Source organism: Microbacterium trichothecenolyticum (assembly GCF_000956465.1).
GTDB lineage: Bacteria > Actinomycetota > Actinomycetes > Actinomycetales > Microbacteriaceae > Microbacterium > Microbacterium trichothecenolyticum.
This window is the reverse complement of sequence record NZ_JYJA01000035.1, coordinates 227,211-251,233: the sequence shown is the minus strand read 5'-3', so window position 1 is coordinate 251,233 and position 24,023 is coordinate 227,211. Positions and strand designations below refer to the sequence as shown.

19 protein-coding genes and 1 pseudogene are annotated in these 24,023 nt (G+C 66.2%); 8 read left to right on the top strand and 12 right to left on the bottom strand.

Annotated features, from left to right (window positions below; all coding sequences use genetic code 11):
• The 7 genes and pseudogenes from RS82_RS11765 to RS82_RS11735 all read right to left on the bottom strand — a co-directional run.
• A pseudogene (locus RS82_RS11765) lies at window positions 1-403 on the bottom strand (hypothetical protein); the annotation flags it as partial.
• Between the two features lie 3 nt (window positions 404-406).
• Entirely contained in the window at window positions 407-2,017 is a 1,611-nt protein-coding gene (locus RS82_RS11760) for a hypothetical protein (RefSeq protein ID WP_045299583.1), read from the bottom strand.
• Window positions 2,017-3,480 carry an SCO6880 family protein gene (locus RS82_RS11755; protein WP_157005541.1) on the bottom strand — a complete coding sequence of 488 codons (1,464 nt, stop codon included), beginning with the start codon at window positions 3,478-3,480 and terminating at the stop codon, window positions 2,017-2,019. Before RS82_RS11755 ends, RS82_RS11760 begins: the two co-directional genes overlap by 1 nt.
• A 26-nt stretch (window positions 3,481-3,506) precedes the next feature.
• A complete protein-coding gene (locus RS82_RS11750; protein WP_045299578.1) occupies window positions 3,507-4,979 on the bottom strand; it encodes an LTA synthase family protein in 1,473 nt (490 codons plus the stop codon).
• A complete protein-coding gene (locus tag RS82_RS11745) occupies window positions 4,979-5,269 on the bottom strand; it encodes a hypothetical protein (RefSeq protein WP_045299576.1) in 291 nt (96 codons plus the stop codon). The genes RS82_RS11750 and RS82_RS11745 overlap by 1 nt, the downstream gene beginning before the upstream one ends.
• 24 nt (window positions 5,270-5,293) lie before the next feature.
• Window positions 5,294-5,911 carry a M23 family metallopeptidase gene (locus RS82_RS20730; RefSeq protein WP_052676806.1) on the bottom strand — a complete coding sequence of 206 codons (618 nt, stop codon included), beginning with the start codon at window positions 5,909-5,911 and terminating at the stop codon, window positions 5,294-5,296.
• A 1-nt stretch (window position 5,912) separates the two neighbouring features.
• Complete coding sequence (locus tag RS82_RS11735; protein WP_157005539.1) at window positions 5,913-6,653, bottom strand: hypothetical protein; 741 nt, start codon at window positions 6,651-6,653, stop codon at window positions 5,913-5,915.
• Window positions 6,654-7,037: 384 nt separating this feature from the next.
• On the opposite strand from RS82_RS11735, the gene RS82_RS21075 reads away from it, so the two are divergent.
• On the top strand, window positions 7,038-7,361 hold the full coding sequence (locus RS82_RS21075) for a helix-turn-helix domain-containing protein (protein ID WP_084695608.1): 324 nt from the start codon (window positions 7,038-7,040) through the stop codon (window positions 7,359-7,361).
• 383 nt (window positions 7,362-7,744) lie between these two features.
• Here RS82_RS21075 and RS82_RS11730 read toward each other — a convergent pair whose 3' ends face one another.
• From RS82_RS11730 to RS82_RS11720, 3 genes are all read right to left on the bottom strand, one after another.
• A complete protein-coding gene (locus tag RS82_RS11730) occupies window positions 7,745-8,185 on the bottom strand; it encodes a hypothetical protein (RefSeq protein WP_052676805.1) in 441 nt (146 codons plus the stop codon).
• A 176-nt stretch (window positions 8,186-8,361) separates the two neighbouring features.
• Complete coding sequence (locus RS82_RS11725; RefSeq protein ID WP_045299572.1) at window positions 8,362-10,530, bottom strand: 3-hydroxyacyl-CoA dehydrogenase NAD-binding domain-containing protein; 2,169 nt, start codon at window positions 10,528-10,530, stop codon at window positions 8,362-8,364.
• 12 nt (window positions 10,531-10,542) lie between these two features.
• A complete protein-coding gene (locus RS82_RS11720; RefSeq protein ID WP_045299657.1) occupies window positions 10,543-11,757 on the bottom strand; it encodes a thiolase family protein in 1,215 nt (404 codons plus the stop codon).
• 309 nt (window positions 11,758-12,066) lie between these two features.
• On the opposite strand from RS82_RS11720, the gene RS82_RS11715 reads away from it, so the two are divergent.
• Window positions 12,067-12,462, top strand: coding sequence for a hypothetical protein (locus tag RS82_RS11715; protein ID WP_157005537.1), 396 nt, complete (start codon window positions 12,067-12,069; stop codon window positions 12,460-12,462).
• Window positions 12,463-12,977: 515 nt separating this feature from the next.
• On the opposite strand, the gene RS82_RS11710 is transcribed toward RS82_RS11715, so the two are convergent.
• Entirely contained in the window at window positions 12,978-14,366 is a 1,389-nt protein-coding gene (locus tag RS82_RS11710; RefSeq protein ID WP_084695607.1) for an MFS transporter, read from the bottom strand.
• Window positions 14,367-15,215: 849 nt separating this feature from the next.
• Here RS82_RS11710 and RS82_RS11705 point away from each other — a divergent pair.
• From RS82_RS11705 to RS82_RS11685, 5 genes are all read left to right on the top strand, one after another.
• Entirely contained in the window at window positions 15,216-16,742 is a 1,527-nt protein-coding gene (locus RS82_RS11705; RefSeq protein ID WP_045299567.1) for an MmgE/PrpD family protein, read from the top strand.
• A complete protein-coding gene (prpB, locus tag RS82_RS11700; protein ID WP_045299565.1) occupies window positions 16,742-17,641 on the top strand; it encodes a methylisocitrate lyase in 900 nt (299 codons plus the stop codon). Before RS82_RS11705 ends, prpB begins: the two co-directional genes overlap by 1 nt.
• Before the next feature lie 23 nt (window positions 17,642-17,664).
• Window positions 17,665-18,855, top strand: coding sequence for a bifunctional 2-methylcitrate synthase/citrate synthase (locus tag RS82_RS11695; protein ID WP_045299562.1), 1,191 nt, complete (start codon window positions 17,665-17,667; stop codon window positions 18,853-18,855).
• The gene (gene panB, locus RS82_RS11690) at window positions 18,855-19,730 is read left to right on the top strand and encodes a 3-methyl-2-oxobutanoate hydroxymethyltransferase (protein ID WP_045299656.1); all 876 of its coding nucleotides are present in this window, start codon (window positions 18,855-18,857) and stop codon (window positions 19,728-19,730) included. The genes RS82_RS11695 and panB overlap by 1 nt, the downstream gene beginning before the upstream one ends.
• A gap of 276 nt (window positions 19,731-20,006) precedes the next feature.
• Complete coding sequence (locus tag RS82_RS11685; RefSeq protein WP_045299654.1) at window positions 20,007-20,954, top strand: zinc-binding dehydrogenase; 948 nt, start codon at window positions 20,007-20,009, stop codon at window positions 20,952-20,954.
• A gap of 67 nt (window positions 20,955-21,021) precedes the next feature.
• Here the strand turns inward: RS82_RS11685 and RS82_RS11680 are convergent, their stop codons facing one another.
• Entirely contained in the window at window positions 21,022-22,170 is a 1,149-nt protein-coding gene (locus RS82_RS11680) for a substrate-binding domain-containing protein (RefSeq protein ID WP_169748697.1), read from the bottom strand.
• Window positions 22,171-22,788: 618 nt separating this feature from the next.
• On the opposite strand from RS82_RS11680, the gene RS82_RS11675 reads away from it, so the two are divergent.
• On the top strand, window positions 22,789-24,003 hold the full coding sequence (locus tag RS82_RS11675; protein WP_045299558.1) for an acyl-CoA dehydrogenase family protein: 1,215 nt from the start codon (window positions 22,789-22,791) through the stop codon (window positions 24,001-24,003).
• Window positions 24,004-24,023: the final 20 nt, after the last annotated feature.

The following is a 24,023-nucleotide window of genomic DNA, read 5'->3' as shown; positions in this document are numbered from 1 at the left end:
GGGTGAGGAAGGTGGGGCGGGCGGGGGACTCCGCGGCCGGCGCCGCATCGGTCGACGCGACTGCCCGCCGCGGAGTGTCATCCCTCACCTCCTCTCCAACCGTCACGTCGGGAAGCAGGTCCTCGACGTCGTCGGGGTCGTCTGTCGGGGCGGGGTCGGTGAGGGGGTGCAGGGCACCGTTGGGCTCGATGAGGAGGTGGTGCTGGCCGCGGTCGCCGAACGTGACGAGTTCGATCGGGGTGCCGGTGCGGCGGGCTTCGTCGGTGGCGCGGCGGATTACGGCGTGGCGGATGTCCTCGCCGCGGGCCGCGTACAGAGGTTCGGCGTGCCCGTCGGGTGTGGTGAAGGTCGCGGTGGGGCCGGTGACGGTCGCGTGCGCACGCGGGTGGACGGCGATGCTCATGACCTAACGCTCCGTTTCCAAATCAGTGGTGCCCGACAGCCACCCCTCCACACCCGTATCCGATTCGGGGGTGGTGAGTTCCGGCCAGTAGGCGTCGATGGTGTCGGGGTCGATGACGTCCAGGTGGGTATCGTCGTGGTCGGCGCCGGTGACGGCGTCGTCGGTCTTGAACAGCTCGTACTCCCACGCCGTGGCGGTGGCGAAGCAGTCCACCAGGTAGGAGTACTGGCCTACGTAGGCGAGGAACTCACCACGCCGCAACTGCCGCGCCATCTCCACATGCGGAGCCGGGAGATTCAGTCGTTGGCGGAGCGCGGTCTGTTCTTGGTGGTTGACGCGGAAGATGAACTTGTTCTCGATGTCCCCGACGATCGAATAGGCCAGGGAGCGTTCCATGGAGTCGGCGTCGCCCACCGCGTCCAGGTCGCCCATCTTGTGCAGGATCACGATGTTGCTGATCCCGTAATGGCGGCTGAGTTTCAGCCACTGCTGGAACATCTGCAGCGACGCCAGCGACGTCATGTCGCGCCACCCCTCCTCGCGGACCACGTACCGGGTACGGCGGGCGGCCCGGTCACTGATGACGGCTTGGATCCAGGCGGTGGAACACACCTGGGTCAGCTGCGCCGCCAGGTCCCCGCGGGCGAACAGCTCGGACGTGTCGGTGACGACGATGGGGGCGTCCTGGTCGAACTCCACCGTCGATTCGTCTTCGAACAACCCGGAGAGGTCGCCTTCCACGAACCGGCGCAGCACGAACCTCGGCTGCACAGCCCCGGAGTGGGCGTTGAACTCGGCGGTGGTGTCCGCGGCGAGCCGGCCGAGCTCCTCGTACACAACACGGAGGGTGGGGCGGTCGTCGGTGCGCAAGATGGCGGCCTCGAGGGCGTCCATCAGTGCGGCGTGCTCGACTGCGGTGAGCCGGCCGCCGAGGGCCATCTCGATGATCGCAATCAGCGTGCCGATGCGGCGCTGCCGGACCATCTGCTCGTGCTGCTCATCGGTGGCGTCGGTGCGGCGCGGGCCCCGGTCGAGGGGGTTGAGGCGGGCGCCGGTGCCACCGCCGAGTCGGATCACTCTCCCGCCCGGGATCGCCTCCGCCACGGTCACCCATTCGCCTTTGGGGTCGGAGGGGACGACGACCTGGTGGCCGAACGCGATGGACCGGGTGGTGAGGGTCTTGATGGTCGCGGACTTCCCGGACCGGTATGCGCCGAGGGCGAGGATGTTGGTGGAGAACGTGCCCCGCTCCGAGCTGTCGACGTACGCTTCCCACGGCGAGAAGTGCCACAGTGCGTCCGCGTTGAGATCCACCCCGAGGATCGGGCCTCGGTGGCCGAGGCCGCTGTCGGCGACGAATGGGTAGATCCCGGCGATGTGCTGACTGGTGGCCTGATGCGCCGGGATCACCGGCTTCGCGAGGTTCCAATACCCGCCGCGGAGCAGCCCCGGGCCGAAGGGGCCGGGGACGGCCGGTTCCGGTAGCCCGCGATCCCGTCGCGAGGTGCGCGCGGGGGTCTCGTCTTGTTGGACACGGGCGAGTTCGCGGCGTAGCGCCTTCTGCTGCCGGCGGGTGGTGTCGGCGGGGGTGAAGTGGACGGCGTGGCGGGCCATCAGCGCATCCCCAGCCCGACCGGCAGCGCGTTCACCATCAATGCCTCGGCCTGCTGGCAGTACAGCACCTGTGCCTCCATCCCCGCCCGGGAGAGAGCGTTTCGCATCCCGGCGATCGCCTGATCCAGCCGCTCCTCATCCGGCCCGGTGACCGTGAGGTACGCGCCGTAGCGGAATTCGCCGTGCCCGTTGGCGAGTTCCTGCTCCTGCTGTTCCAGTGCACGCCAGTCCGCGGCATCCGCCGCCGACCCGTCCGCGCCCCGCTTGGCGCGGAGTTTCTCGTTGCCGCGCCACACCTTCTTCTCATCCCGGATTCGCTTGAGCGCTTTCGCGACCGGGACGGGGGTGAGCACGATGGAGAAGATGTGGGTGATCGCCTCCCCGGTGTTCGGGTGGCGGGCGAACACCACCGGGGCCAGGAACCCGACCGGCGCATCGGAGCGGGGCCATTCATGGATCCACATCGTGGAATGCACGCCACTGTCGGTGACCACGATCCCGTTGCGGCCGCGGGGCTCGTCCAGGAACATCGGCCCGATCGCGACCGGGTCCACCCCGGCGAGGTCCTCCGGCCGGTTCTGCACCGTCGCGGCGAACTCCGGGTCGAACGCCAACCGCGCCAGCGCCGCCACATCCCGCGGCGACAGCCACCGCCGCACCGTGATCTTCGCCGCCGCGAGCGCGTCCGCGAGGTTGCCGGCCTCGATGGTCGCGAGTTGCAGGATGGCGTCCTTGCCGCCGCCGAGGGACTTCAGCTGCGGAGCCAGGGTCACCAAGTCGAGGGTGAAGGTGATGTAGTTGCGGTGCGCGACCTCGAACCGCTCGGACTGGTCCATCACGTCCCGGTAGTTGCGGGCCACCGGCGACTCCGGGTTCAGGTCCCGCATCCGCCGCACCGTGTCGTAATGCTCCCTGGCCGCTCGGATCGTGGTCGGCAAGGTGCGTTCCTGCAAGGTGACCCGTTTGATGCCGGGGCGTTGGGTGAATGGGCCGAGGACCCGGTCGAACTGCTCGGCCAGGTCGAACCGTTCTGGCAGGTCGTGCATCAGGAACCCCTGCACCTCGAGCTCGGCGACCACCGACACCGACCGGTCCCCCGGGTTGTACACCGCGGCCACGTTCCCGACCTGCCACAGCTGGATCGACGCCCGCGTCCCCGGCAGATTCAGGGTCCCCGCAAGGGAGGGCCGTTCGGGCCGGAAGGTCTCGGTGGTGGCGCCGGCGGCGTGGCGGAGCTGCTTGGTCAGCCACAGTCCGCCCATCTTCGGGGTCGACACCCCGTGGATGCTGGTCAGCGCAGTGACCCCGAACGCGAGATAGACGGGGGCGGTGTAAAGCAGTCCGGGCGGTCCGAACCGGTTCACCCCGATCAGCACCGTGAGGGCGGCGGCGGTCAGGAAGGTGAGCTGCCACGGGTCCAGACCCATCACGATCCCTTGCCGGGACCGGCGGGCCAGCCGCACCGGGCGGGCGTGATCCGTGCTAGTAGTCATGACGGCCTCCGATCAGACGGCGAAGCAGGCGACGACGACGCCGGCGCCGTGGTGGACGCGGGTGCGGGTGTGCGCGGGCTCGATGGCGGCTGACCCCCGACTGGGGGAGCGGGGGTGCGCGCCTGCGATGCAGCAGGTGCCCCGCGGGATGCGACGCTCGAGGTTCGAGAAGTGGTCGCTGGGTGGCTGGCGGTGGCGGGGCCGGTGCCCGTGGGGCGCACACCGGAAGGGTGTCCGCCCATCCGGGTCGGGATACGCACCGCCGAGGTGGCGGCAGATCCCGCCATCCGGCCCCCGTGGGAGCCGAGCCGGGACCCGACCCCGTCGGCGGCAACCGCGCCGACGAAGCTGAACAGCCCGAAGATCGCGAACGGTGCGAACGCCACCAGCACCAGGCCGACCAGCATCGGCCAGGACTGCGGGTCCCAGATCGTCTTCACCCCCGCCAGCCCGTTGATGATCAACGTGACGAACCCGATTGTGAGCGGCCCGGTCAATAGCAGCACCGCGACCGCGGAGACGTAGCGGACCACCCAGTCGGGGCCGATGCGACGCACCGGAAACATCATCCACGCCACCGGGCCGACCATGATCAGCGCGGCCAGCACGATGTTGCGGAACGCGAACACCAGCATGAGCAGGAACATCCCCAGCAGCAGGAGGCCGTGGATGAGGAACGCGAAGAAGTAGTTCGCTTGCCCGCCCGCCCACATCACCGACTGCAACGTCGAGAACAACGCGTCGGGGCCGGCGCGGTTCATGATGTACCAGGTCATCTCGTCGATCGCGTTCAATAGATGCCCGGTCGCCCACAGGGTGATCGGGACCGCGGGGATGGCGATGAAGGTCCGCACGATCGCGCCGACCAGTTCGCCGCGATCGCCGGAGATGACGGCGGCGGCGATCGCCCACACCATCGCCCCGAACGTGATGAACAGGATCGCCCACTGCCAGAACGACCACTCACCCACCGCGGCATCCCACAACAGCGTCGAAGTGTCGAACCGCATATTGTCCGCCACCAGGAACATCATCCCGGTTGCCCCCAACGCCATCCCCCGGCCCGCGTTCTCGAACGTCGCACACACCGCGTCGCCGAGACTGCAGCCGTACTTGACCAGGAGGGACCGTCCCCCCGCGTTCTGAATCGCCTTGGTGTGACCTTCGAAGGTTGTGCAGACGGTCGCGTTTCCGCTTGACGTGACTACGCCGACGAAGCACTGCTGCGCGGTGACAGAGTTGGGGTCGCTGGGTGTACAGCTGACCTGGCCGTTGGCGCTCTGGCAATCCACCGGGTACGCGGGAGCGGACCACGGCTCGCCGCTGACGTCGGACATCGGCACGGGCCGGACTGTCGTGACTTCCGTGTTGTCGGCAGCGGCAGCGGCAGCGGCGGCGGGGGAGAGCGCGCCGAATGTGAGGGCGACGCCGAGGAGGGTGCCGGTCACGATGGTGCGGCGGATGTTCATCAGAATCCGAAGTCGAAGTTCACGAACCAGGCGAACAAGCCGGATGCGGCGCCCAGGACGGCGGCGGCGATGAAGATCCACAGGATGTTCTCGCCCGCCCAGGTCCGCACCCGGTCACTGGCGAGTCCGCGGAACGCGAGCGCGGCGCCGGCGATGATCAGCATGATCAGCACCACGAGCATCGCGCCCGCGAGGATGTAGGACGCGATGACCTGGAAGCCCTGGAAGAACGGGGCGGAGAAGTCGGGCTGGATGTCGGGGACGTCGACATCGGCGGGGAGGTGGGACATGGGAATGCTCCTTGCTCGCTGGTGCTACTTCAGAGACAGGCCGAGGGCGGCCATGAACGGCTCCGGATCTACCGAAGATCCGGACTTTCGAACTTCGAAATGCAGGTGGCACCCGAACGACTTTCCGGTGTTCCCCTCCGCCCCCAGCGCGGTTCCCGCGGTCACGTGCTGCCCAGCCGCGACCTGCAGCGATCCCCATTGCATGTGCCCGTAAAGCGTGACCAGACCATCGCCGTGGTCGATGCGCGCAGTGTTGCCATAGCCCTGATAGCTGCCCGCCGCGATCACCTCGCCGGGACCGGCGGCGAAGATCGTCGCGCCGCAGCCCTGCGACATGTCGTAACCCTGATGATTCGTTGAGCAGTAGCTGCAGCCGACCACCGGGTGGTAGCCGAACCCGCGGCCCTTCGAATACCCGCCCGCCAGCGGGAAACCCCACTCGACGCTGACAGCCGGCGCGGCGCCCTGCACCATCGAGGCCGTCGAGCCGGCCACGCTACCGGCGACGGCGAGCGGGATCGCGATCAGCGGGGTCACCAGAACCGCCACCGCGAGGGCGAGGATAGTGATCGCCCCGATCGCTACCTTCCGTCCAGTCCTCGTGTTCGCGAGGGCTGCGGCGGCGGCGAGCGGGGCACCCATGTCAGGGCTCCATCGGCTCCGTGAAGTAGCGGACCACCTTGCAATCGCCCGCCAGCTGAGCCGTGTCCGGCGTCGGCACCGAACCGGGACCGCACAACACCTGCACGCTCACCCGCACCTGCTCCTCGTACGACGTCTCCCCGCCGCTGCCATCGGAACGAGTGAATGTCAACGTCACATCCGCTGTCCCGATCAACATGTCACCGGACGGATCCTGCGACACCGGCACGAAGGTGACCGCGCCGCCCGTGGTCGCCACGACGCGACCATCTTCACGCGCCAGCGATTCCCACTCCTCGGCAGGAAGCACCACGCCCTGGCGCATCTCAGTTCGAGAGGCTCGCAGCGCGGCGTCTTGATCTACCGGATCGTTGTAGCGGGTGTCGGGGGTGAACCAGGTGTCGAGGTACGCGAGCCACTCCTCGCGGCTGCTCGCCTGGGTGTCGAATGTCGAAGCCGTCTCCAGCGCGGCGCGGATGTACACCTCTGGGTCCGTGGTGATCGGCTCGGGCGTCCACCCCTGCTGCGCGGCATCCGGGTCGACCACCGCGCCCTCCGGCGTCGCCGTCACCGATGCCGTGCCGCCGGCAGGTTCCGTCTCGTCCGGGGTAGCCGTCTGGGAGGGCGGCTGCTGTGCCAGCAGCGAGCTGACAACGATCGCGACAATCGCTGCCACTAGCACCGCGCCGCCGACAATCGCCCCTAGCATGCTGCGGCGTCCCGAACCCTGCGTCGCCATCATCGCCATCCCTCGTCATTGCTTGGGACGGCAACCCTGCACGCAGTCAACGGCTCGCGCGAAGGTCGCCGTGGCGGCATCCTAAGCACCCCACAACGGTAACCGCACGATGTTTCGCCGAATCTGTGGATAACTCGGGTGGAGAATCTCGTTGGGGAGGAACCGCACGCCACGCGGCGCGTGCGCGCATAATCTAGAGCCATCATCTGGCTTTTGTCTGTAGTCCCTTCGGGGGACAGGCGTGATCCCGCTCCTTCCCATGGGGGTGCCGGAGTCGCAAGCCAGAAATGCATGCCCAAACCGTATAGCAGTTAGGTTGCGAAGTAAACATGTAAGGAGGTTTCTTGCGCTGGACGCGCGGAAGGGCAGTACGCCAGACTGGGACGCATGCCGCGACTAGCCCAGCCTGCCGGGTCGGAAGACGCCGAAGATCCCATCGCTCATCTGGGCAACCTCATCAACGCCGGCATCCTCCGCTACCTCCGCGCACACCCGAACTCCACGGTCGGGCCCATCGCCGCAGCCCTCGAACTCCGACCCACCACTATCAAACCGCGGCTAGACCAGCTTGAAGAGGCCGGCCTCGTGACCTCTGATCCACCCGCATCAGCCGGACAACCCCGTCGCGGCGTGTGGATCACCTACCGCACAAACAACGAAGCCGTCACCGACCTGTACCTCCGCCTCGGCCTCGCGATCGGCGAGTTCTGAAGGGCCTTTGGTCTCCGATGCTCCAGATGGGCTCGCGAGACGATGATCTGTACCTCGGCTGAATCCCGCCCATCGGATAAGAGCATGAACCACAGTGGAACACGTATTGCGACCCTCCGTTCTCCATTAGATGCAAAGTGGGATCGCTCAACTCGTAGCGAGCGCACGCGGTTCCCATCCACCAACGCAGCCCCCTGTGCCGTCGTCGCGCCACCAGCTGTAGCCGACATCTTCAGCGCAGCCAGTGGTGCTCGGCGGGTTCGACCGTGTTCAAGGACTGCAGGACTATCGCTGAGGTGGGGTGCATGGACGAAGCTATTGCTGCAGGACCACTTCCATCTCACCGAAGAATTCGGCCACCGCTTCCTCGACCGTCACGGTCCCTATCCGAGCTCGAGGCCCAGTCCGCGGAACTTCTCCTCGAGCGACCCGAACCCCGAGATTGGCGCCGGAGGGGCATCTCCGAGGCGTTGCGAGATCGATTCTTCGTACTCCCGGATCACCTCGTCCAGCTCGCCGAGAGTGGCCCCTTTTAGGGCAGTCTCGGACGCCGGTAGACCCCGATTGGTGCCGAAGATCTCACCGGACTGCGGGGAGTCCACCAGGAAGTTCGAGAGGGTCGCGGCAGCTTCGGGGTGATCAGTGTTGGCGGCGATCGCATGCAGCATCGAGGGCTTCAGGTAGAGATCCTTCGCACCCTCCACGGTGATCGGTGGCTCGGTGAGCGTGAAGGAAGACCCTTCGCGCATGTTGGCGAGGAACCCGGCGCCAAAGTTGTCCCAGCCGAGCTCGCTGGCATTCAGGCCGGCATCGAATCCGCCCATCGGCTGCAGCTCATCCAGTCGCTGGGACGGAATTGCGACGCCGCCGCGCAGATCGGTGCCGGACTCCCAGAACTCCTCGAGGCGCTCCTCGTCGAAGCCGGGGTCTCCGTCCTCACTGAATAGGCCTCACTGCGTCTCAGCGTCAGAGCGTCCGTTCGGCAGCCGTCAACGTCAACTCACGCGTACATGGCGACTTCCGCTATGTGGCCGCCGACGCCCCTGATCACCGGGTGGTGGAAGGTGTCGCCGAAGACCCGCTCAGATGCTCCCTCGCGGTCGAGGTAGGGCGAAGCGCCGCCGTCGATGAAGGGCCAGCCGGCGCCGAGAATGAGGCACAGGTCGATGTCCTGCACTTCGGGAACGACGCCCTCGTCGAGCATGATCTTGATCTCGTGCGCCAGTCCGTCCTGCACGCGTTGCAGAATCGTCGCGGCCGAGGCGGGGGTCGAGCCCACGGCGGGCTTGAGCACCTTCTCGGCGGCCTTGGTCCAGCCGGTGACCCGGCCGCCGCGGTCCTTCTCGACGACCTCCGGCAGCTCCGCGAGCGCATGGAAGTTCTCGTTCGCGTAGAAGCGGTCGGGGAACGCGCGCACCATCGTGTCCTGCACGTGCGCGGCGACCTTCCAGCCCACCAGGTCGATGAGCTGGAAAGGCCCCATCGGCAGTCCGAGCGGCGCGAACGCCTTCTCGACCTCCGCGACCGGAGTGCCCTCGTACACGGCGCGCGCCGCCTCGCCCATGACCTTCGCCAGCAGCCGGTTCACGACGAACCCGGGCGCATCTGCGGTGAGCACCGCGTTCTTGCCGAGGCTCTTCGCGACGACGAACGCCGTCGAAAGCGCCGCATCGGACGTCTGGGGTGTCTTCACGATCTCGATGAGCGGCATCACCGCCACCGGGTTGAAGAAGTGGAAGCCCACCAGACGCTCCGGGTGCGCAAGCTTCGCACCGATCTCCTCGACCGACAACGACGAGGTGTTCGTGGCGAGGATCGCGTCCTCCGCGATGATCCGCTCGATCTCGCCGAACACCTGCTGCTTGACGCCGACCTCCTCGAACACGGCCTCGATGACGAAGTCGCAGTCCGCGTACAGGCTCTTGTCGGTCGTGCCGGTCACGAGCGCCCGCAGCCTGTTCGCCGAGTCGCCGTCCAGGCGACCCTTGGCCTCGAGCTTGCCGATCTCGTCGTGGATGTGCGCCACGCCCTTGTCGACGCGCGCCTGGTCGAGGTCGGTGATCAGCACCGGCACCTGCAGCTTGCGTACGAACAGCAGCGCGAACTGGCTGGCCATCAGACCGGCGCCGATGATGCCGACCTTCGTCACCTTCTTCGCGAGCGCCTTGTCGGGGGCCCCGACCGGACGCTTGGCGCGCTTCTGCACCAGATCGAACGCATACATGGATGCCGCGAACTGGTCGCCCGTGACGAGCTCGGCGAGAGCCTCGTCCTCACGAGCGAATCCCTCCGCCTTCGTGCCGCTCTTCGCCTTGTCGAGGAGGTCGAGCGCCGCGTACGGCGACTTGGTCGCCTCTCCGACACGCGCGTTTAGGAACTCGCGAGTAGCCTCAATTGCCGCAGTCCAACCGGCGTTGTTGCCGCGCAATGATCTCCGTCGGCTCTGCACGCAAGCGTCATCGGCGAGGATGCCGTCGGCCCAGGCGAGAGAGTCCTCGAGGTAATTCGCGGCCGGGAAGATCGCGTCGACGATCCCGTAGTCGTAGGCCTGCTGCGGCTTCAGCATGCGGTTCTGCTTGAGCGGGTTCGAGATCACGACCTCGAGCGCGTTCTCGATGCCGATGAGGTTCGGCAGGAGATAGGCGCCGCCCCAGCCGGGGATGATGCCCAGGAACACCTCCGGCAGCGCGATCGCGGCGGCCGAGGCATCCACGGTCCGGTACGTGCTGTTCAGCGCGACCTCGAGGCCGCCCCCGAGCGCGAGGCCGTTCACGAACGCGAACGACGGCACGCCCAATTCCGAAAGCCTGCCGAGGACTTTGTGCCCCAGCTGCGCCACGAGCAGGGAGGTGCTCCGGCTGTCGAGCATGCTCAGCTGTGACAGGTCGGCGCCGGCGGCGAGGACGTACTGCTTGCCGGTGATGCCGACCGCCTGGATCTCGCCGGCCGCCGCCCGCGCCTTGAGCGCGTCGAGCGTCTCGCCGAGCTGCGCCAGGGTCGCGGGGCCCAGCGTGTTCGGGCGGGTGTGATCCCGGCCGTTGTCCAGCGTGATGAGCGCGAGCGCGCTGCCGGATGGGAGGCGGATGTCGCGGACGCGCGAGTGGGTGATGACCTCGCTCTCCGTCAGGGCCTGGATGGGGGAGAAGTCGATCTGTTCGTAGTTCGTCATTCCAGCAGGCCCCTACTTCTTCCGCTTGCCGTCGAAGTGAGGGTTCTCCCAGATGACCGAGCCACCCTGCCCGAGTCCGACGCACATGGCAGTGAGGCCGTAGCGGACGTCGGGGCGCTCGGCGAAGTGGGCGGCGAGCTGGATCATCAGACGCACGCCCGAGGCGGCGAGCGGGTGGCCGAAGGCGATCGCGCCGCCCCACGGGTTCACGCGCGGGTCGTCGTCGGCGATGCCGAAGTGGTCGAGGAGCGAGATCACCTGGATGGCGAACGCCTCGTTGAGCTCGAACAGGCCGATGTCGTCGATCGTCAGCCCGGCCTTCTTGAGCGCCTTCTCGGTCGACGGGATCGGGCCGATGCCCATGATCTCGGGCTGCACACCGGCGAAGGCGAACGAGACGAGCTTCATCTTCGGCGTCAGGCCGAGCTCCTTGACCGCGGCGCCGCCGGCGAGCAGCGACATCGTCGCTCCGTCGGTGAGCGGCGACGACGTGCCGGCGGTCACGCGCCCGTGCGGGCGGAAAGGCGTCTTAAGAGCCGCGAGGGCGTCCATCGTGGTCTGCGGGCGACGGCCCTCGTCCTCCGCGGCGAGCCCCCAGGAGCCTTCGGCGTCCTTGATCGCGACCGGCACCAGGTCGGGCTGGATCTTGCCGGCGTCGTACGCCGCCTGCACCTTGTGCTGGCTCAGCATGCCGTAGCGGTCGGAGCGCTCCTTGGTCAGGTGCGGGAACCGGTCGAAGATGCGCTCGGCGGTGACGCCCATGTTGAGCGCGCCGCGGTCGAGCATCTTCTCCGCCACGAAGCGCGGGTTGGGGTCGGCGTTGCCGCCGATCGGGTGGTGCCCCATGTGCTCGACGCCGCCCGCGAGCGCCAGGTCGTACATGCCGACGCCGATGGAGGCGGCCATCGTGGTGACGCTCGTCATCGCGCCGGCGCACATGCGGTCGATCGCGAAGCCGGGAACGGTCTGGGGGAGTCCCGCCAGGATCGCGACACTGCGACCGAGGGTGAGCCCCTGGTCGCCGGTCTGGCTCGTCGCCGCGATGGCGACGTCGTCCACGCGGTCCTTGGGAACGCTCGGGTTGCGCTCCATGAGCCCGATCGTCGCCTTGACGGCGAGGTCGTCCGCTCGGGTGTTCCAGTACATGCCCTTTTCGCCGGCGCGCCCGAACGGGGTGCGCACGCCATCGACGAAGAAGACGTCCGAAATCTCGGCTGTATTACGCATCCGGTCCACCATCTCTACCGCCCGCCCGAGGGCGTTGGCCGACCTCGTCCTCGTTCTCAGTAATCGCTGAGTATGTGTACATAGAGAAGCAATATCCTTTGCCATTGGCACTCGCAACCAACCATATGTATACAGTAATCGGGTCGGATTTAGCCCGCACACCGGTGCAAACGGGGAAGCAATCGCCGCTTCGATCCAGTTCGGGCACTCAGGTCGAGTTCTGCTGATCGCGGCTCAGGCGCGGGTCCGGCCGAGCTAATCCGGCAAGCCGAAGCCGCCTCGCAGGGTAGCTGCGTGATAGTCCTTGGGATGAAGGATTCGGAGGCGAAGGATCGGAACAACCTGGTCGACCGACGCCTCGAGTCCGTCGCTGAGACCGTCGACGTTCAGGGAGAAGCCGTCAGCGGCACCAGCATCCATCCACTCCTGCAGCATGACTGCGATCTGATCGGCGCTCCCGACCAGCGCGAGTCCCTGGTCGTGAACTCCGTGGCCGAGGATTTCGTGTGGAGTCTGGCCCTGATGTGCGAGCGATACAGGCGTCCTTGCTTGCAATCTGTTGGCGCTGGCCAGGACATCTGCAACCGAGCTGATGGCTCCAAGGCGCGGCCGCTGCCTGCGAATCCTCGTGTCGCCGTCGGCGGCCCGGCTACATTGAAGGACACCCCTCCTGACGTCATCTTGCCGATGGCGATTTCCGATTAACGTCGCAACACTTGATGGTTCGGCGAGGCTAGCAGAGGCGGGAAGAGGTCGATGGGTGCGCGGTCGTTGCGGGTGACTCTCGGCCGTCGATTGATCTCATTCTCGACGGCTGCGAGGTGCTCGGGCACGTGATCGACTTCAACAGGCCCCTGGAGAGGTCGCCGAGCCGCGCCTTCAGCGGTTCGTGGAGAGAGTCGCCGTCGCGACGCGGCAGATGGAGCAGCCGCAGCCGCTAGCGCTGATCTCTCGAACCACCAAGGGTTCCAGCGGAGGGACGAACCCCGTCAGCACGCCGTTCCGATACATCTTGTATCCATCGGTCCAGTTGTTGCCGGCGCTGCGCGAGACACCGACCTCGGCGGCCGGGCGGACACTCCACCCGCTCTCGAAGCTCCGCGAACCGGCGACGCTGATCCGAGAGCTGACGCCGCCCGTGAGCCGTCTTCACACGACGAGACGATGCCAACACGACATCCAGAATCTAGGAAGGTTGCAACCACCGATCATTGCGGACGCTATATCGGGCCGACACTGTCCCTCGGAAGCGCGCACGCACAGAACATGGCGAGGATGCTCACCACTGCTAGGCCGAGAAAGCTCCAGACATAGCTCCCGACGGCGATGCCGCCAGCAGCCGAGCCAGCGAGAATCGCACCGCCGAGCGAGGTTCCCACAGCGCCACCGATGTTGCGGATATTGGTGTTCATTCCGGTGGAAGCTCCTGCCTTGTCGGCTGGGACGGATCTGGTTACAACGTTCGCAAGCTGTGCATAAGTCAACCCGATCCCGAGCCCGATGAGAGCAATCCAAGAGGCGAACTCCCAGAGTTGGTCGTGTCGAAGGGAAAGCAGCACAAAACCAGATACGCAGAGCAAAGAGCCGATGATCAGCGATGTGCGGCTGCCGATCCAACGCTCCAGGGATCCGGCGACTAGTCCACCTACTCCGAACGCGGCGGTCTGGGGGAGGAGGGCGAGGCCGGTCTGGGCAAGGTCGAGTCCGAATCCGTAGCCCGTGCTCGGCGACGTCTGAAGAAAGGGCGGGTAAAGGATTTGAGTCGTGAAGAGCATCGCACCGAAGAAGAGTGCCAGGAGGTTTGACCACACGACCGGTCGAGAGCGCATGACCCCAATATCGATCACTGGATCCGGGGTTCGTTGCTCCCACCACATCCAGCCTGCAAACGCAAGGGCCCCCGCCGCGGCCGTCGCGATGAGCGGCGCCATCAGCCAGGCGCCCGACACCCCCTGCGATACGAGGATCAGAAGCCCGCTCAGCCAGGCCGCTAGTAGCAGGGCGCCGAACACGTCCATCCGATGCTCTGCGAGGGTGGCAGGTCCTAGGGGAATGCCGATGAAGACGACTACCGACGAGACGAGACCAATCGCACTAGCCAACCAAAATGTGGCGCGAAAGCCGCTGGCACCCGCGATCAACCCGACGAGGGCCAATCCGGAGCCGCTTCCGACCGCAACCATCGACGACACGATGCCGAGCGCGAACGGCACGCGGTTCGGCGGCAACCGCCGCCGAAGTATCACATAACAGAGTGGGACGATCGCGCCGCCAACGCCCTGCACGAACCGACCGGCAAGAAGTGACGTGAAATTGAAGGATGTGGCTTGAAGGAGCATGCCGGCCGACATGGTGATGATCGTGATTCGAAGGAGCAACACGTGCCCATAAATGTCGCCGAGCCTTCCGAGGACCGGCGCAGTCACGCATGCACTTAGCAGGTAGCCGGTCATCAGCCAACTGATCGACTGGGCTGGCAAATCGAACTCCTCTTGCAGCGAGGGCAACAGGGGTGCCATGAATGACTGCAGCATTGCAACGCACGTCGTCGCAGTAATCGCAGCGAGCAGAAGGATCGTCGGCCGTCGCTGCCGGCGGGAACCAACCATCAGGCGGCGCGCCTTTGCATGGTCACGTCCGGCGCCTTTCCAGACACGCTACGTCCCGTGGTCGTCGCAGGCGGGATCCGAATGCGCGAGGGTTTTCGCATGGCGGACGCGCGCCCGCTCGACGCCCCCATCAGTGGCACTGATCGTGAAAATTCGTCACTGACTTCGTCTCCCCGCGTCTGTCGCACCGCCGGCTCGCCCGCCCTGCTGAGGATGCATGCAACCCGTACCTAGCCAGAATGCTCCGCTCGATTCAGCTTCGCGGACTGACGAAGTCATCCGAAGGCCACGCGGCACGGTGACTAATGAGTGCCGAGGGGCAAGCGTCCTCAAGATTGAGAAGCAGAGCGCCGACGTCGACATTGCGCGCCTGATAGGCCGTCCGGGCAGCGGGGCGGGCGCGGCGGGCGTGCTTCGAAGGAGCAGTAGGACGTGGAACGCATTGGGGACCCTCGCGCCGATGAAAACTTGTCGAATAACAATCTATCCCATCTTGGGCGCGTTCCAACTGTGATCCAAGCGGGTCGACGTCATGTGCGAAACGCGTCCAGCGAAGCGGGCTTCACCCATCCGATCGTGCGCGCGTGTCCTGTCGACTTCGCATACCTGCACGGAGCTTGAAGCCGGTGCGTCGGCGAGTCATGGCTCGCAGCCTGATCGAAGATCCCCGCCAGGCAACGGCGCGGATGTATACATTGTTGCGATCCCTGCAACAAAACTCCACGGCAATCGCGTCCTGTGTATACGCTCCACATAGCCAGAGCCATAGCCCCCGTTCGGTTCGGCCAACTCCGAGCCTTCCGCCGGGTTGCCGATACGAGCGGCCTCAATCCCTGAAGAAGGCCGGTCATGACCGTCATCCACCACCTTCGTGTTCACCAGAGCGCGGAGAATCTCGCCCGTGAGGGGCAGCTCGCGTGGCACATCGCGGAGGTCGCGGCCGATCCGGTGGCGGTCGACCAGGACGTGGTCGACATGATCATCAACCGCGTCATCGATAACGCCGCCGTGGCCGCGGCGTCCCTCACCCGTGCGCCGGTGAGCGCGGCTCGCCAGCAGGCGCTGGACCATGCCGTGTCGGTCGGGGGGTCGGGCTCGACCGTGTTCGGCTGCGCCCTCGACCGCAGGACCAGCCCGGAGTGGGGGGCGTGGGCGAACGGGGTCGCGGTGCGCGAGCTCGACTACCACGATACGTTCCTGGCGGCGGAGTACTCGCACCCGGGCGACAACATCCCGCCGATCCTCGCGGTCGCCCAGCACGTCGGGGCGGACGGCGCGGCGCTGGTGCGAGGCCTGGCGACCGGGTACGAGATCCAGATCGACCTGGTTCGGGCCATCAGCCTGCACAAGCACAAGATCGACCACGTCGCGCACCTGGGCCCGTCGGCCGCTGCGGGCATCGGCACCCTGCTGGGCCTTCCCGTCGAGACGATCTACCAGGCGGTCGGGCAGGCGCTTCACACCACGACCGCGACGCGGCAGTCGCGCAAGGGCGAGATCTCGACGTGGAAGGCGTACGCCCCGGCGTTCGCGGGCAAGATGGCGGTCGAGGCCGTCGACCGGGCGATGCGTGGCGAGACGTCGCCGAGCCCGATCTACGAGGGCGAGGACGGCGTCGTCGCGTGGCTGCTGGACGGACCGGATGCTTCGTACGAGGTGCCGCTGCCGGGTGAGGGCGAGTCCAAGCGGGGCATCCTCGACTCGTACACCAAGGAGCACTCGGCCGAGTATCAGGCGCAGGCGTGGATCGACCTGGCCCGCAAGCTCCACGACGAGCACCCCGAGCTGCTGGACCCGGCGAACGTGGAGGCGATCGTGCTGCACACCTCGCACCACACGCACTACGTGATCGGGTCGGGCGCGAACGATCCGCAGAAGTACGACCCCGCAGCATCCCGTGAGACGCTCGACCACTCGATCCCGTACATCTTCGCCGTCGCGCTGCAGGACGGCGGCTGGCATCACGTCGACTCGTACCTCCCGTCGCGGGCGGGGCGCGAAGACACCGTGGCGCTGTGGCACAAGATCACCACGGCCGAGGACGAGGAGTGGACCCGCCGGTACCACTCGGAGGACCCGAACGAGAAGGCGTTCGGCGGCCGCGTCGAGATCCGCCTCACGAACGGCGAGACTATCGTCGACGAGATCGCCGTCGCCGACGCGCACCCGCTCGGCGCCCGGCCGTTCGCGCGCGAGGACTACGTGCGCAAGTTCCGCCTCCTCGCCGAGCCCGTTCTCCGTGCGGATGAGATCGAGCGGTTCCTCGGCCTCGCCGAGCGCCTCCCCGAACTGACCGCCGAAGAGGTGCAGCAGCTCAGCATCGTCGCGGACTTCGGCGTGCTGGCCGGCGCCCCCGCCCCGAAGGGGCTGTTCTGATGCTGTATTCCACCGTGCCGGCGCACGAGAAGCGGCGGCTGTTCCGTGAGCGGCTGGCCTCCGGCGAGCTGCTGCGCTTCCCGGGCGCGTTCAATCCGCTGTCGGCGCGGCTGATCGAGCGCAAGGGATTCGAGGGCGTCTACATCTCCGGCGCGGTGCTCTCCGCCGACCTGGGCCTGCCCGACATCGGCCTCACGACCCTCACCGAGGTCGCGGCACGCGGTCAGCAGATCGCGCGCATGACCGACCTGCCGGCGATCATCGACGCCGACACCGGATTCGGCGAGCCGATGAACGTCGCCCGCACGATCCAGACGCTCGAGGACGCGGGCCTGGCCGGCACGCACATCGAGGACCAGGTCAACCCGAAGCGCTGCGGGCACCTGGACGGCAAGGCCGTCGTCGACGAGGACACCGCGATCAAGCGCATCCGCGCCGCGGCCGATGCCCGCCGCGACCCGAACTTCCTGATCATGGCGCGCACCGACATCCGCGCCGTGGAGGGGATGGATGCCGCCACCGATCGCGCGAAGGCGCTCGTGGACGCGGGGGCCGACGCGATCTTCCCCGAGGCGATGCGCACGCTCGAGGAGTTCGCCGCGATCCGCGACGCCGTGGACGTGCCGATCCTCGCCAACATGACCGAGTTCGGCAAGTCCGAGCTGTTCAGCGTCGACCAGCTCCGGAGCGTCGGCGTGAACATCGTGATCTGGCCGGTCTCACTGCTGCGGATCGCGATGGGCGCGGCATCCCGCGCTCTCGATACGCTCATCGAGGACGGGCACCTCACCTCACGCCTCGGCGAGATGCAGCACCGCGCCGACCTCTACGACCTCATCGACTACGAGCAGTACAACCACTTCGACCAGGACGTCTTCAACTTCCAGATCGCCCGCTGAGTCACTGACCCGAAGGAGCTGTCATGACCGAACCCGACATCAAGAAGGGCCTCGCCGGCGTCGTCGTGGACTACACGGCGGTCTCGAAGGTGAACCCCGAGACGAACTCGCTGCTGTACCGCGGCTACCCGGTGCAAGAGCTCGCGGCGACCCAGTCGTTCGAGGCCGTCGCCTACCTGCTGTGGCACGGCGAGCTCCCCACCGAGGCCGAACTAGAAGAATTGCGCCTCACGGAGCGCCACCACCGAACGCTCGACCCGGACATCAAATCAGCAATCGACCTCATCCCGCAGTATGCGCACCCGATGGACGAGGTGCGCACGGCGGTGAGTCTTCTCGGCGCCGCCGAGGCCGCAGGCGAGAACGCGAAGCTGAATCCAAGCGGCACACCCCAGCAGAATCTGGCGCATAGTGTTCGGTTGTTCGGTGCGTTGCCCGCCATCGTCGCCTACGGCCAGCGCCGCCGCCGCGGCTTGCACCCCGTCGCTCCGCGCGACGACCTCGACTACGCGGCGAACTTCCTGTGGATGACGTTCGGCGAAGAGGCCGACCCGGTCGTCATCGACGCCTTCAAGCGCTCGATGATCCTCTACGCCGAGCACTCCTTCAACGCCTCGACGTTCACCGGACGCGTGATCGCGTCCACGCTAAGCGACCTCTACTCGGCGGTCGTCGGCGCCATCGGCGCGCTCAAGGGCCCGCTGCACGGCGGCGCCAACGAGGCGGTGCTGCACATCTTCGACGAGATCGGCACCGCCGAGAACGTCCGCCCCTGGCTCGACCAGGCCCTCGCCGAAAAGCGCAAGATCATGGGCTTCGGCCACCGCGTCTACAAGCGCGGCGACTCGCGCGTGCCCACGATGAAGGCCGCGCTCGACACCCTCGTCGAGCACTACGACCGGCCCGACGTGGCCGCGCTCTACGACACCCTCGAATCGCAGTTCGTCGAGCGGAAGGGCATCTACCCGAACCTGGACTACCCCTCGGGCCCGGCATACAACCTTATGGGCTTCGACACGCTCACCTTCACGCCGCTGTTTGTCGCGGCCCGTGTCACCGGTTGGACGGCGCACATCATGGAGCAGCTCGCTTCGAACGCCCTCATCCGCCCGCTGTCGGAGTACAACGGCCCCGACGAGCGCCACATCGAGGGCTACGTCCCGGATGCCGCGCACCAGGCCGCCGCCGACCGTAGAGAGGAAGCCCCGGTGTGATGGACGCCGCTACTAGTCCGGCTGTCTCGCTTCGTCGACTGGTTGAGATGAAGACCCGGCGTGAACCGATCGTCATGGTCACCGCGTACGACTATGCCACCGCGAGGGTGGCCGAGCGCGCTGCGGTCGACATGGTGTTGGTAGGCGACTCTGGCGCGCAGGTCGTGCTCGGTCACTCATCGACTGTGCAGATCACAGTGGAGGAGTTGCTTGTCCTCTCCGCGGCCGTACGACGCGGAACCCGTCACGCCTTTCTTGTGAGCGACCTGCCGTTCGGGTCGACGGAGCTCTCCGATGAGCAAGCTATCGCAACCGCAGTCCGCTTCGTCAAGGAGGCCGGCGTCGACGCGGTGAAGCTGGAAGGGGGGAGTCCGCCGCGCCTCGCCCGGATTCGTGCCATCGTCGACGCCGGAATTCCCGTGGTCGGGCACGTGGGGCTGACGCCCCAGACCGCTGTCGCACTAGGTGGACTACGGGCACAAGGGCGCACAGCGGAGTCTGCCGCGCGGCTGGTTCGAGAGGCGCTCGCGGTGCAGGACGCAGGGGCAAGTGTGCTGGTTATTGAGGCCGTGCCGGCCGCCGTGGTGGGAGCCGTGTTGCCCGCGCTTCGGATACCCGTGATCGGCATCGGCGCTGGGGCCGCGGACGGCCAGGTGCTCGTCATGCATGATCTGCTCGGCATAACCGAGGGCACAACTGCCAAGTTCGTCAAGACTTACGCGTCGATCGGTGGGGACATGGCAGCTGGGGTCGCGGTGTACGCGAGCGAGGTGCGCAGCGGTGCGTTTCCTGGGGTCGACAACCACTACGCGGCCACTGCAGAGGCGATCGCTGCGGCGCGCGCAGAGCTGGCAAATCACCGCGCGGACGTCTGACTAGACGCCAGTGACCGGCGGCCATGTGAAACGAGGCGCCCGGAAGGCTAACGCACATCACGACAGCCGCGGGAAGTCCAGAGCAGAGCATAGTCGCGTTGACAACGGTCCGGCGCAGTAGAACGATCGGCGAGACGTCGCCTTTCTTGACAGCTGACCAGCAATCTCAGACATAATCGATCCTTGAGGCGCGTGCACCTGCACTCCAGCCCAGGCGAGGAGATCCGTCCAGCATGTGTCGCCAACCATACGTCTGGATCAATGGAGGTTTGGCAAGTGAAAGCATGGCAGTTCGTCGGAGACGGACAACCTCTTACTCTCAACGACGTCCCCGATCCTGAACCCGGGCATGGCGAGATCGCGATCAATGTTCTCGCGGTAGGACTCTGTCACTCGGACGTGGGCTTCTTGAGTGGCGGGATACCCTCGTCATGGCTCGGCCAACTTCCCCGAACACTCGGACATGAAGTTGCCGGTCGCGTCACTCAACTAGGTGAAGGCGTCGACGAATTCGAGGTCGGTGACATGGTCGCGATCGTGATGCGGTCCGACAGCGCGGGAATCGGCCGCGACGGAGGATACGCGCCCAGGGCGGTCTTCCGCACCGATCAGGCCGTGCTGGTTCCTGCTGGGGTCAGCGCGACGGCGGCTGCTGCGGCCACGGACGCTGGCCGCACTGCCGTGCACAGCGTAAAGAATGTCGCCGGTGTCACGTCGGCTACAAGACTCGGCATCGTTGGACTCGGTGGCCTCGGGCTTATCGGGTTGCAGACCGGACTGGCGCTGGGTGCGGAGGTGTACGGCGCCGAACCGAAGGAGGCGGCACGGGTCAGGGCGTTCGAGCTCGGCGCAAAAGCGGTGGTCGAGGATGTCGATGACCTCGCGCCGTTCGAGCTTGATGTCATTGTCGACTTTGCCGGTTATGGTTCCACGACCGCGAAAGCGTTGAGGTCAGTCAGGGCTGGCGGAACTGTCGTGCTGGTCGGCCTCGGGCGCGATCAAGCAACGATCAACACTTCCGACTTCGCGTTGCGCGGCCTCACGCTGAAATCGAGCGTCACGTCGACCCTCGAGCAGCTTCACGAAACACTGGAGCTGATTGGAGAGGGCAAGGTCGCGCCGGTAACGACGGAAATCGGGTTCGACGAGATCGGCGAGGGGATCGAGCGGGTTGCGCGCGGAGAGGTTATCGGTCGCCTTGTGGCTGTCTTCCCAGACAAGTAGCCGCCCCTTGACGAGAAGACCTCCTCGGTGATCCGAGGAGGTCTTCCCGCATCTGCGGCCGCGTCTGCTATTCGTCGAGGCCCCAAAGGGCCTTGAACTGCTCACGGTAGTCAACGGGATAGGCGGGGACCGGCTCGACCTCGTCGAGGTTGTCCTGGGTATAGACCGCCAGCGGCGCTTGGTCTCCGATCATCGGCTCACCCGACTCGAGCGTCCGGGCGGCGAGGTCGACGGTAAGCCAGGCCGTGATATCCGCAGCGGTACCGACCCAGAACGTGTTCTCGCCGGCTTTCGTCGTCGCGAGGTCCGACGACGTGGGAATTGATCCGGCAACCTGCGCGTCGAGGCCAGCGGTCTTCAGTGCCGCCGGCACGCCGGTCGCCATCCCCCCGAGGAAGAAATACGTGAAGTCCACCGAGGGGTCGGCCTGCACCTTGGATACCACTGCGTTGGTAGCAGCGGGCGAGCCCAGGTCGGCGACGGGGAGCTCGGTCGTGCTGAAGGCGCAGTCGTTGCAGACCTCAGCGATGACTTCTCCCATGCGCTCAGCTGCGGCGCGCGATGCGGGATAGGGGATGCCGAAGTACGCGACGCTGCCCTCGCAGCCGGTGGAGTCCATGAACATATACGCGGCCAGTTCGCCGATCTGTTCGAACCACGTTCCGCCCTGCGGCACGCTGCCGAATCCTGGGACAGACTCCGGCTCGTCGGTGATCGAGCCGAGCATGAGCAGCACACCCTTTTCCTTAGCCGCCGCGATGGGTCCGGTCAGTGCCGCGGCGGGGAAGCCATCGACGAATACGATGTCGGAGGTCTCGATGGCCTCCATGGCCTTGATGTTGAGGTCTTCGACCGATCCGTTGAACGTGACGCTGCGACCCTCCCAGCCGACCTCGTTGGCGGCCTCCTTGAGCGCCTCCGCGTAGGTGAGCCCGATGGGATTGCCCTGAAACACGTCAGTGAACACGAGTCCCTCCGTCGGCTTCTCAGCAAGCGGAGTCAGTCCGTCCGGAAGAGCGTTGGGCACAAGTCCGCGTTCGTCGAGGTAAGCGCTCGTGGTGTCGATGCATTCCTGAATAGAAGCAGAAACGTCACCATTACCGACGTCGGTGCCGCCCGTGAGGGGCTCTGTGCTGCAACCCGCCGCCAGCACCGCGATCGTGCCGAGGGCGACCGCGCTGAGGACCGACCTTTCAATGCAAAGCCTTGCGGTCAAGATGTCGCTCGCTCTCGCTGTGCCGCGCTGCGATGCGCGGCTGGTGGATAGAGGTCTGACTGCGACGCAAACCGCAGCGCTCCGTCAGGGTTGCGCAGATCGTCCCACGTCACTAACTAGATTGTCAACCATCTAACTCGGCTTGCTGACGCGACTCGTCGTGATGGTCGAGGCTCCAGAGGATCCATCGAGGGCTTACCTCGCCAGGCTGTGTCGGTGATGATGACGGTGCGTCACGATTTGGCATGGGCAGCGACCGAAGACGGACTCGTCGCCGGATCGAAGATCGGCGTGGCGCTTGTGTCTGGGGTCCAGGAGATGAGGAATCAGACGAGCTGAAACAGTTGGTCGATCAACATCGATGTTGTCGGCCGTCTCCGCTCACCCGCGCCGCCGCGTCCATCTGCGTCGCGCGAAAGGGGCTTGGGTGTGAATGCATCGGCGGGTGAAGCGAGGTACTCGCCTGGGGGGCACTCTCGCGATCCCGTCGCGCACGCATTTCTCCGAGATCGTAACGGCAATCCCCGGGGCCGGCGAGCGCGACCTCGGGTGGTTCCCTCCTTGCTGCGGCATCGCCCGTAGGTTAGATTGTTGGCTAACTAGTATTAAGAGGTTCTGATGGTTCATCGCACACTCGTAGATCCGCGTCCGCCCATACCTCGCGCATATCGCACTGATGAACGCGAGGCCATCCAGAGCATGGCTCGTGAGTTCGCTATGAGCCAGGTCCTGCCCGTGGCCAACGAACTGGATCCGCAGCGGGGCATAATCCCTCTAGAGCTGCGCGCCGAGATGGCCGAGCTCGGGTTCTTCGGCATACTCATCCCCGAAGAGTACGGCGGTCTGGGACTCGGCGTGTTCGAATATGCGCTCATCACTGAAGAGTTGTCCCGTGCCTGGATGAGCGTCGCCAGCATCATTACACGATCGGGGGTGGCGGCCGGTCTTGACCCATCGCACCGCGATCGAATTCTCCCGCTCGCCGCTCGCGGCGAGTGGCTGGGCGCGTTCGCTATGTCGGAACCGGGCGCCGGCTCCGACATCGCGTCCATCCGCACCCGCGCTGACAAAGTGGACGGCGGATGGCGCATCACCGGGCAGAAGATGTGGTGCACGTTTGCGGACCAGGCCGACGGCATCGTCATCGTAGCGCGGACGACACCATTCGATCCAGCTCATCGGCACGAAGGCATCCGCAGGTTCATCCTGTACAAGGATCGTGACGCCTTCCCCGAAGGGGTCGAGGGAACACCCGTTCGGAAGATCGGCTACCACGGTTGGCACACGTATGAGTTGTCTTTCGACGGATGCTTTGTGCCAGACGACGGGCTCATCGGCTTCGAACCGGTGCCGGGGCAAGAGGATCGCGGGTTCAAGCGCGTCGCCGAAGGAATGCTCGTGCCGCGGATCCACACCGCTGCTCGTGCAATCGGTCTGGCGCGCGGCGCGCTCGAGGATTCCATCAAGTACGTACAGCAACGCGAGCAATTCGGTCACCCCATCGGTGATTTCCAGGCAACCCGGTTCCGGATAGCCACGATGGCCACCGCCGTCGATACTTGCCGCGCCCTGCTGTACGAAACCGCTGCAGACGCCGACGAGGGCGTGTTGTCCGAGACCAAAGCCGCAATGCTGAAGTACGCCGCGACGGAGATGGCAGAAACCGTCACCTCAGACGCGCTGCAAATTCACGGCGGTGCCGGATACACGACTGACTTCCCCATCGAGCGCTACTGGCGAGACGCCCGTCTGACGAAGATCTTCGAAGGCACGTCGGAGATCATGCTGCGACTGATCTCCGACCGACTGCTTCCGCCGACGCCTTTCCGCTGAAATGACGACAGACCGGGCCG

Bases quoted from the DNA above. Each gene is read 5' to 3' on its own strand.
- RS82_RS11760 (WP_045299583.1), bottom strand. From the start codon at position 2,017: ATGGCCCGCCACGCCGTCCACTTCACCCCCGCCGACACCACCCGCCGG.
- RS82_RS11750 (WP_045299578.1), bottom strand. From the start codon at position 4,979: ATGAACATCCGCCGCACCATCGTGACCGGCACCCTCCTCGGCGTCGCC.
- RS82_RS11745 (WP_045299576.1), bottom strand. From the start codon at position 5,269: ATGTCCCACCTCCCCGCCGATGTCGACGTCCCCGACATCCAGCCCGAC.
- RS82_RS20730 (WP_052676806.1), bottom strand. From the start codon at position 5,911: ATGGGTGCCCCGCTCGCCGCCGCCGCAGCCCTCGCGAACACGAGGACT.
- RS82_RS11735 (WP_157005539.1), bottom strand. From the start codon at position 6,653: ATGATGGCGACGCAGGGTTCGGGACGCCGCAGCATGCTAGGGGCGATT.
- RS82_RS21075 (WP_084695608.1), top strand. From the start codon at position 7,038: ATGCCGCGACTAGCCCAGCCTGCCGGGTCGGAAGACGCCGAAGATCCC.
- RS82_RS11730 (WP_052676805.1), bottom strand. From the start codon at position 8,185: ATGGGCGGATTCGATGCCGGCCTGAATGCCAGCGAGCTCGGCTGGGAC.
- RS82_RS11725 (WP_045299572.1), bottom strand. From the start codon at position 10,530: ATGACGAACTACGAACAGATCGACTTCTCCCCCATCCAGGCCCTGACG.
- RS82_RS11720 (WP_045299657.1), bottom strand. From the start codon at position 11,757: ATGCGTAATACAGCCGAGATTTCGGACGTCTTCTTCGTCGATGGCGTG.
- RS82_RS11715 (WP_157005537.1), top strand. From the start codon at position 12,067: ATGAAGGATTCGGAGGCGAAGGATCGGAACAACCTGGTCGACCGACGC.
- RS82_RS11710 (WP_084695607.1), bottom strand. From the start codon at position 14,366: ATGGTTGGTTCCCGCCGGCAGCGACGGCCGACGATCCTTCTGCTCGCT.
- RS82_RS11705 (WP_045299567.1), top strand. From the start codon at position 15,216: ATGACCGTCATCCACCACCTTCGTGTTCACCAGAGCGCGGAGAATCTC.
- prpB (WP_045299565.1), top strand. From the start codon at position 16,742: ATGCTGTATTCCACCGTGCCGGCGCACGAGAAGCGGCGGCTGTTCCGT.
- RS82_RS11695 (WP_045299562.1), top strand. From the start codon at position 17,665: ATGACCGAACCCGACATCAAGAAGGGCCTCGCCGGCGTCGTCGTGGAC.
- panB (WP_045299656.1), top strand. From the start codon at position 18,855: ATGGACGCCGCTACTAGTCCGGCTGTCTCGCTTCGTCGACTGGTTGAG.
- RS82_RS11675 (WP_045299558.1), top strand. From the start codon at position 22,789: ATGGTTCATCGCACACTCGTAGATCCGCGTCCGCCCATACCTCGCGCA.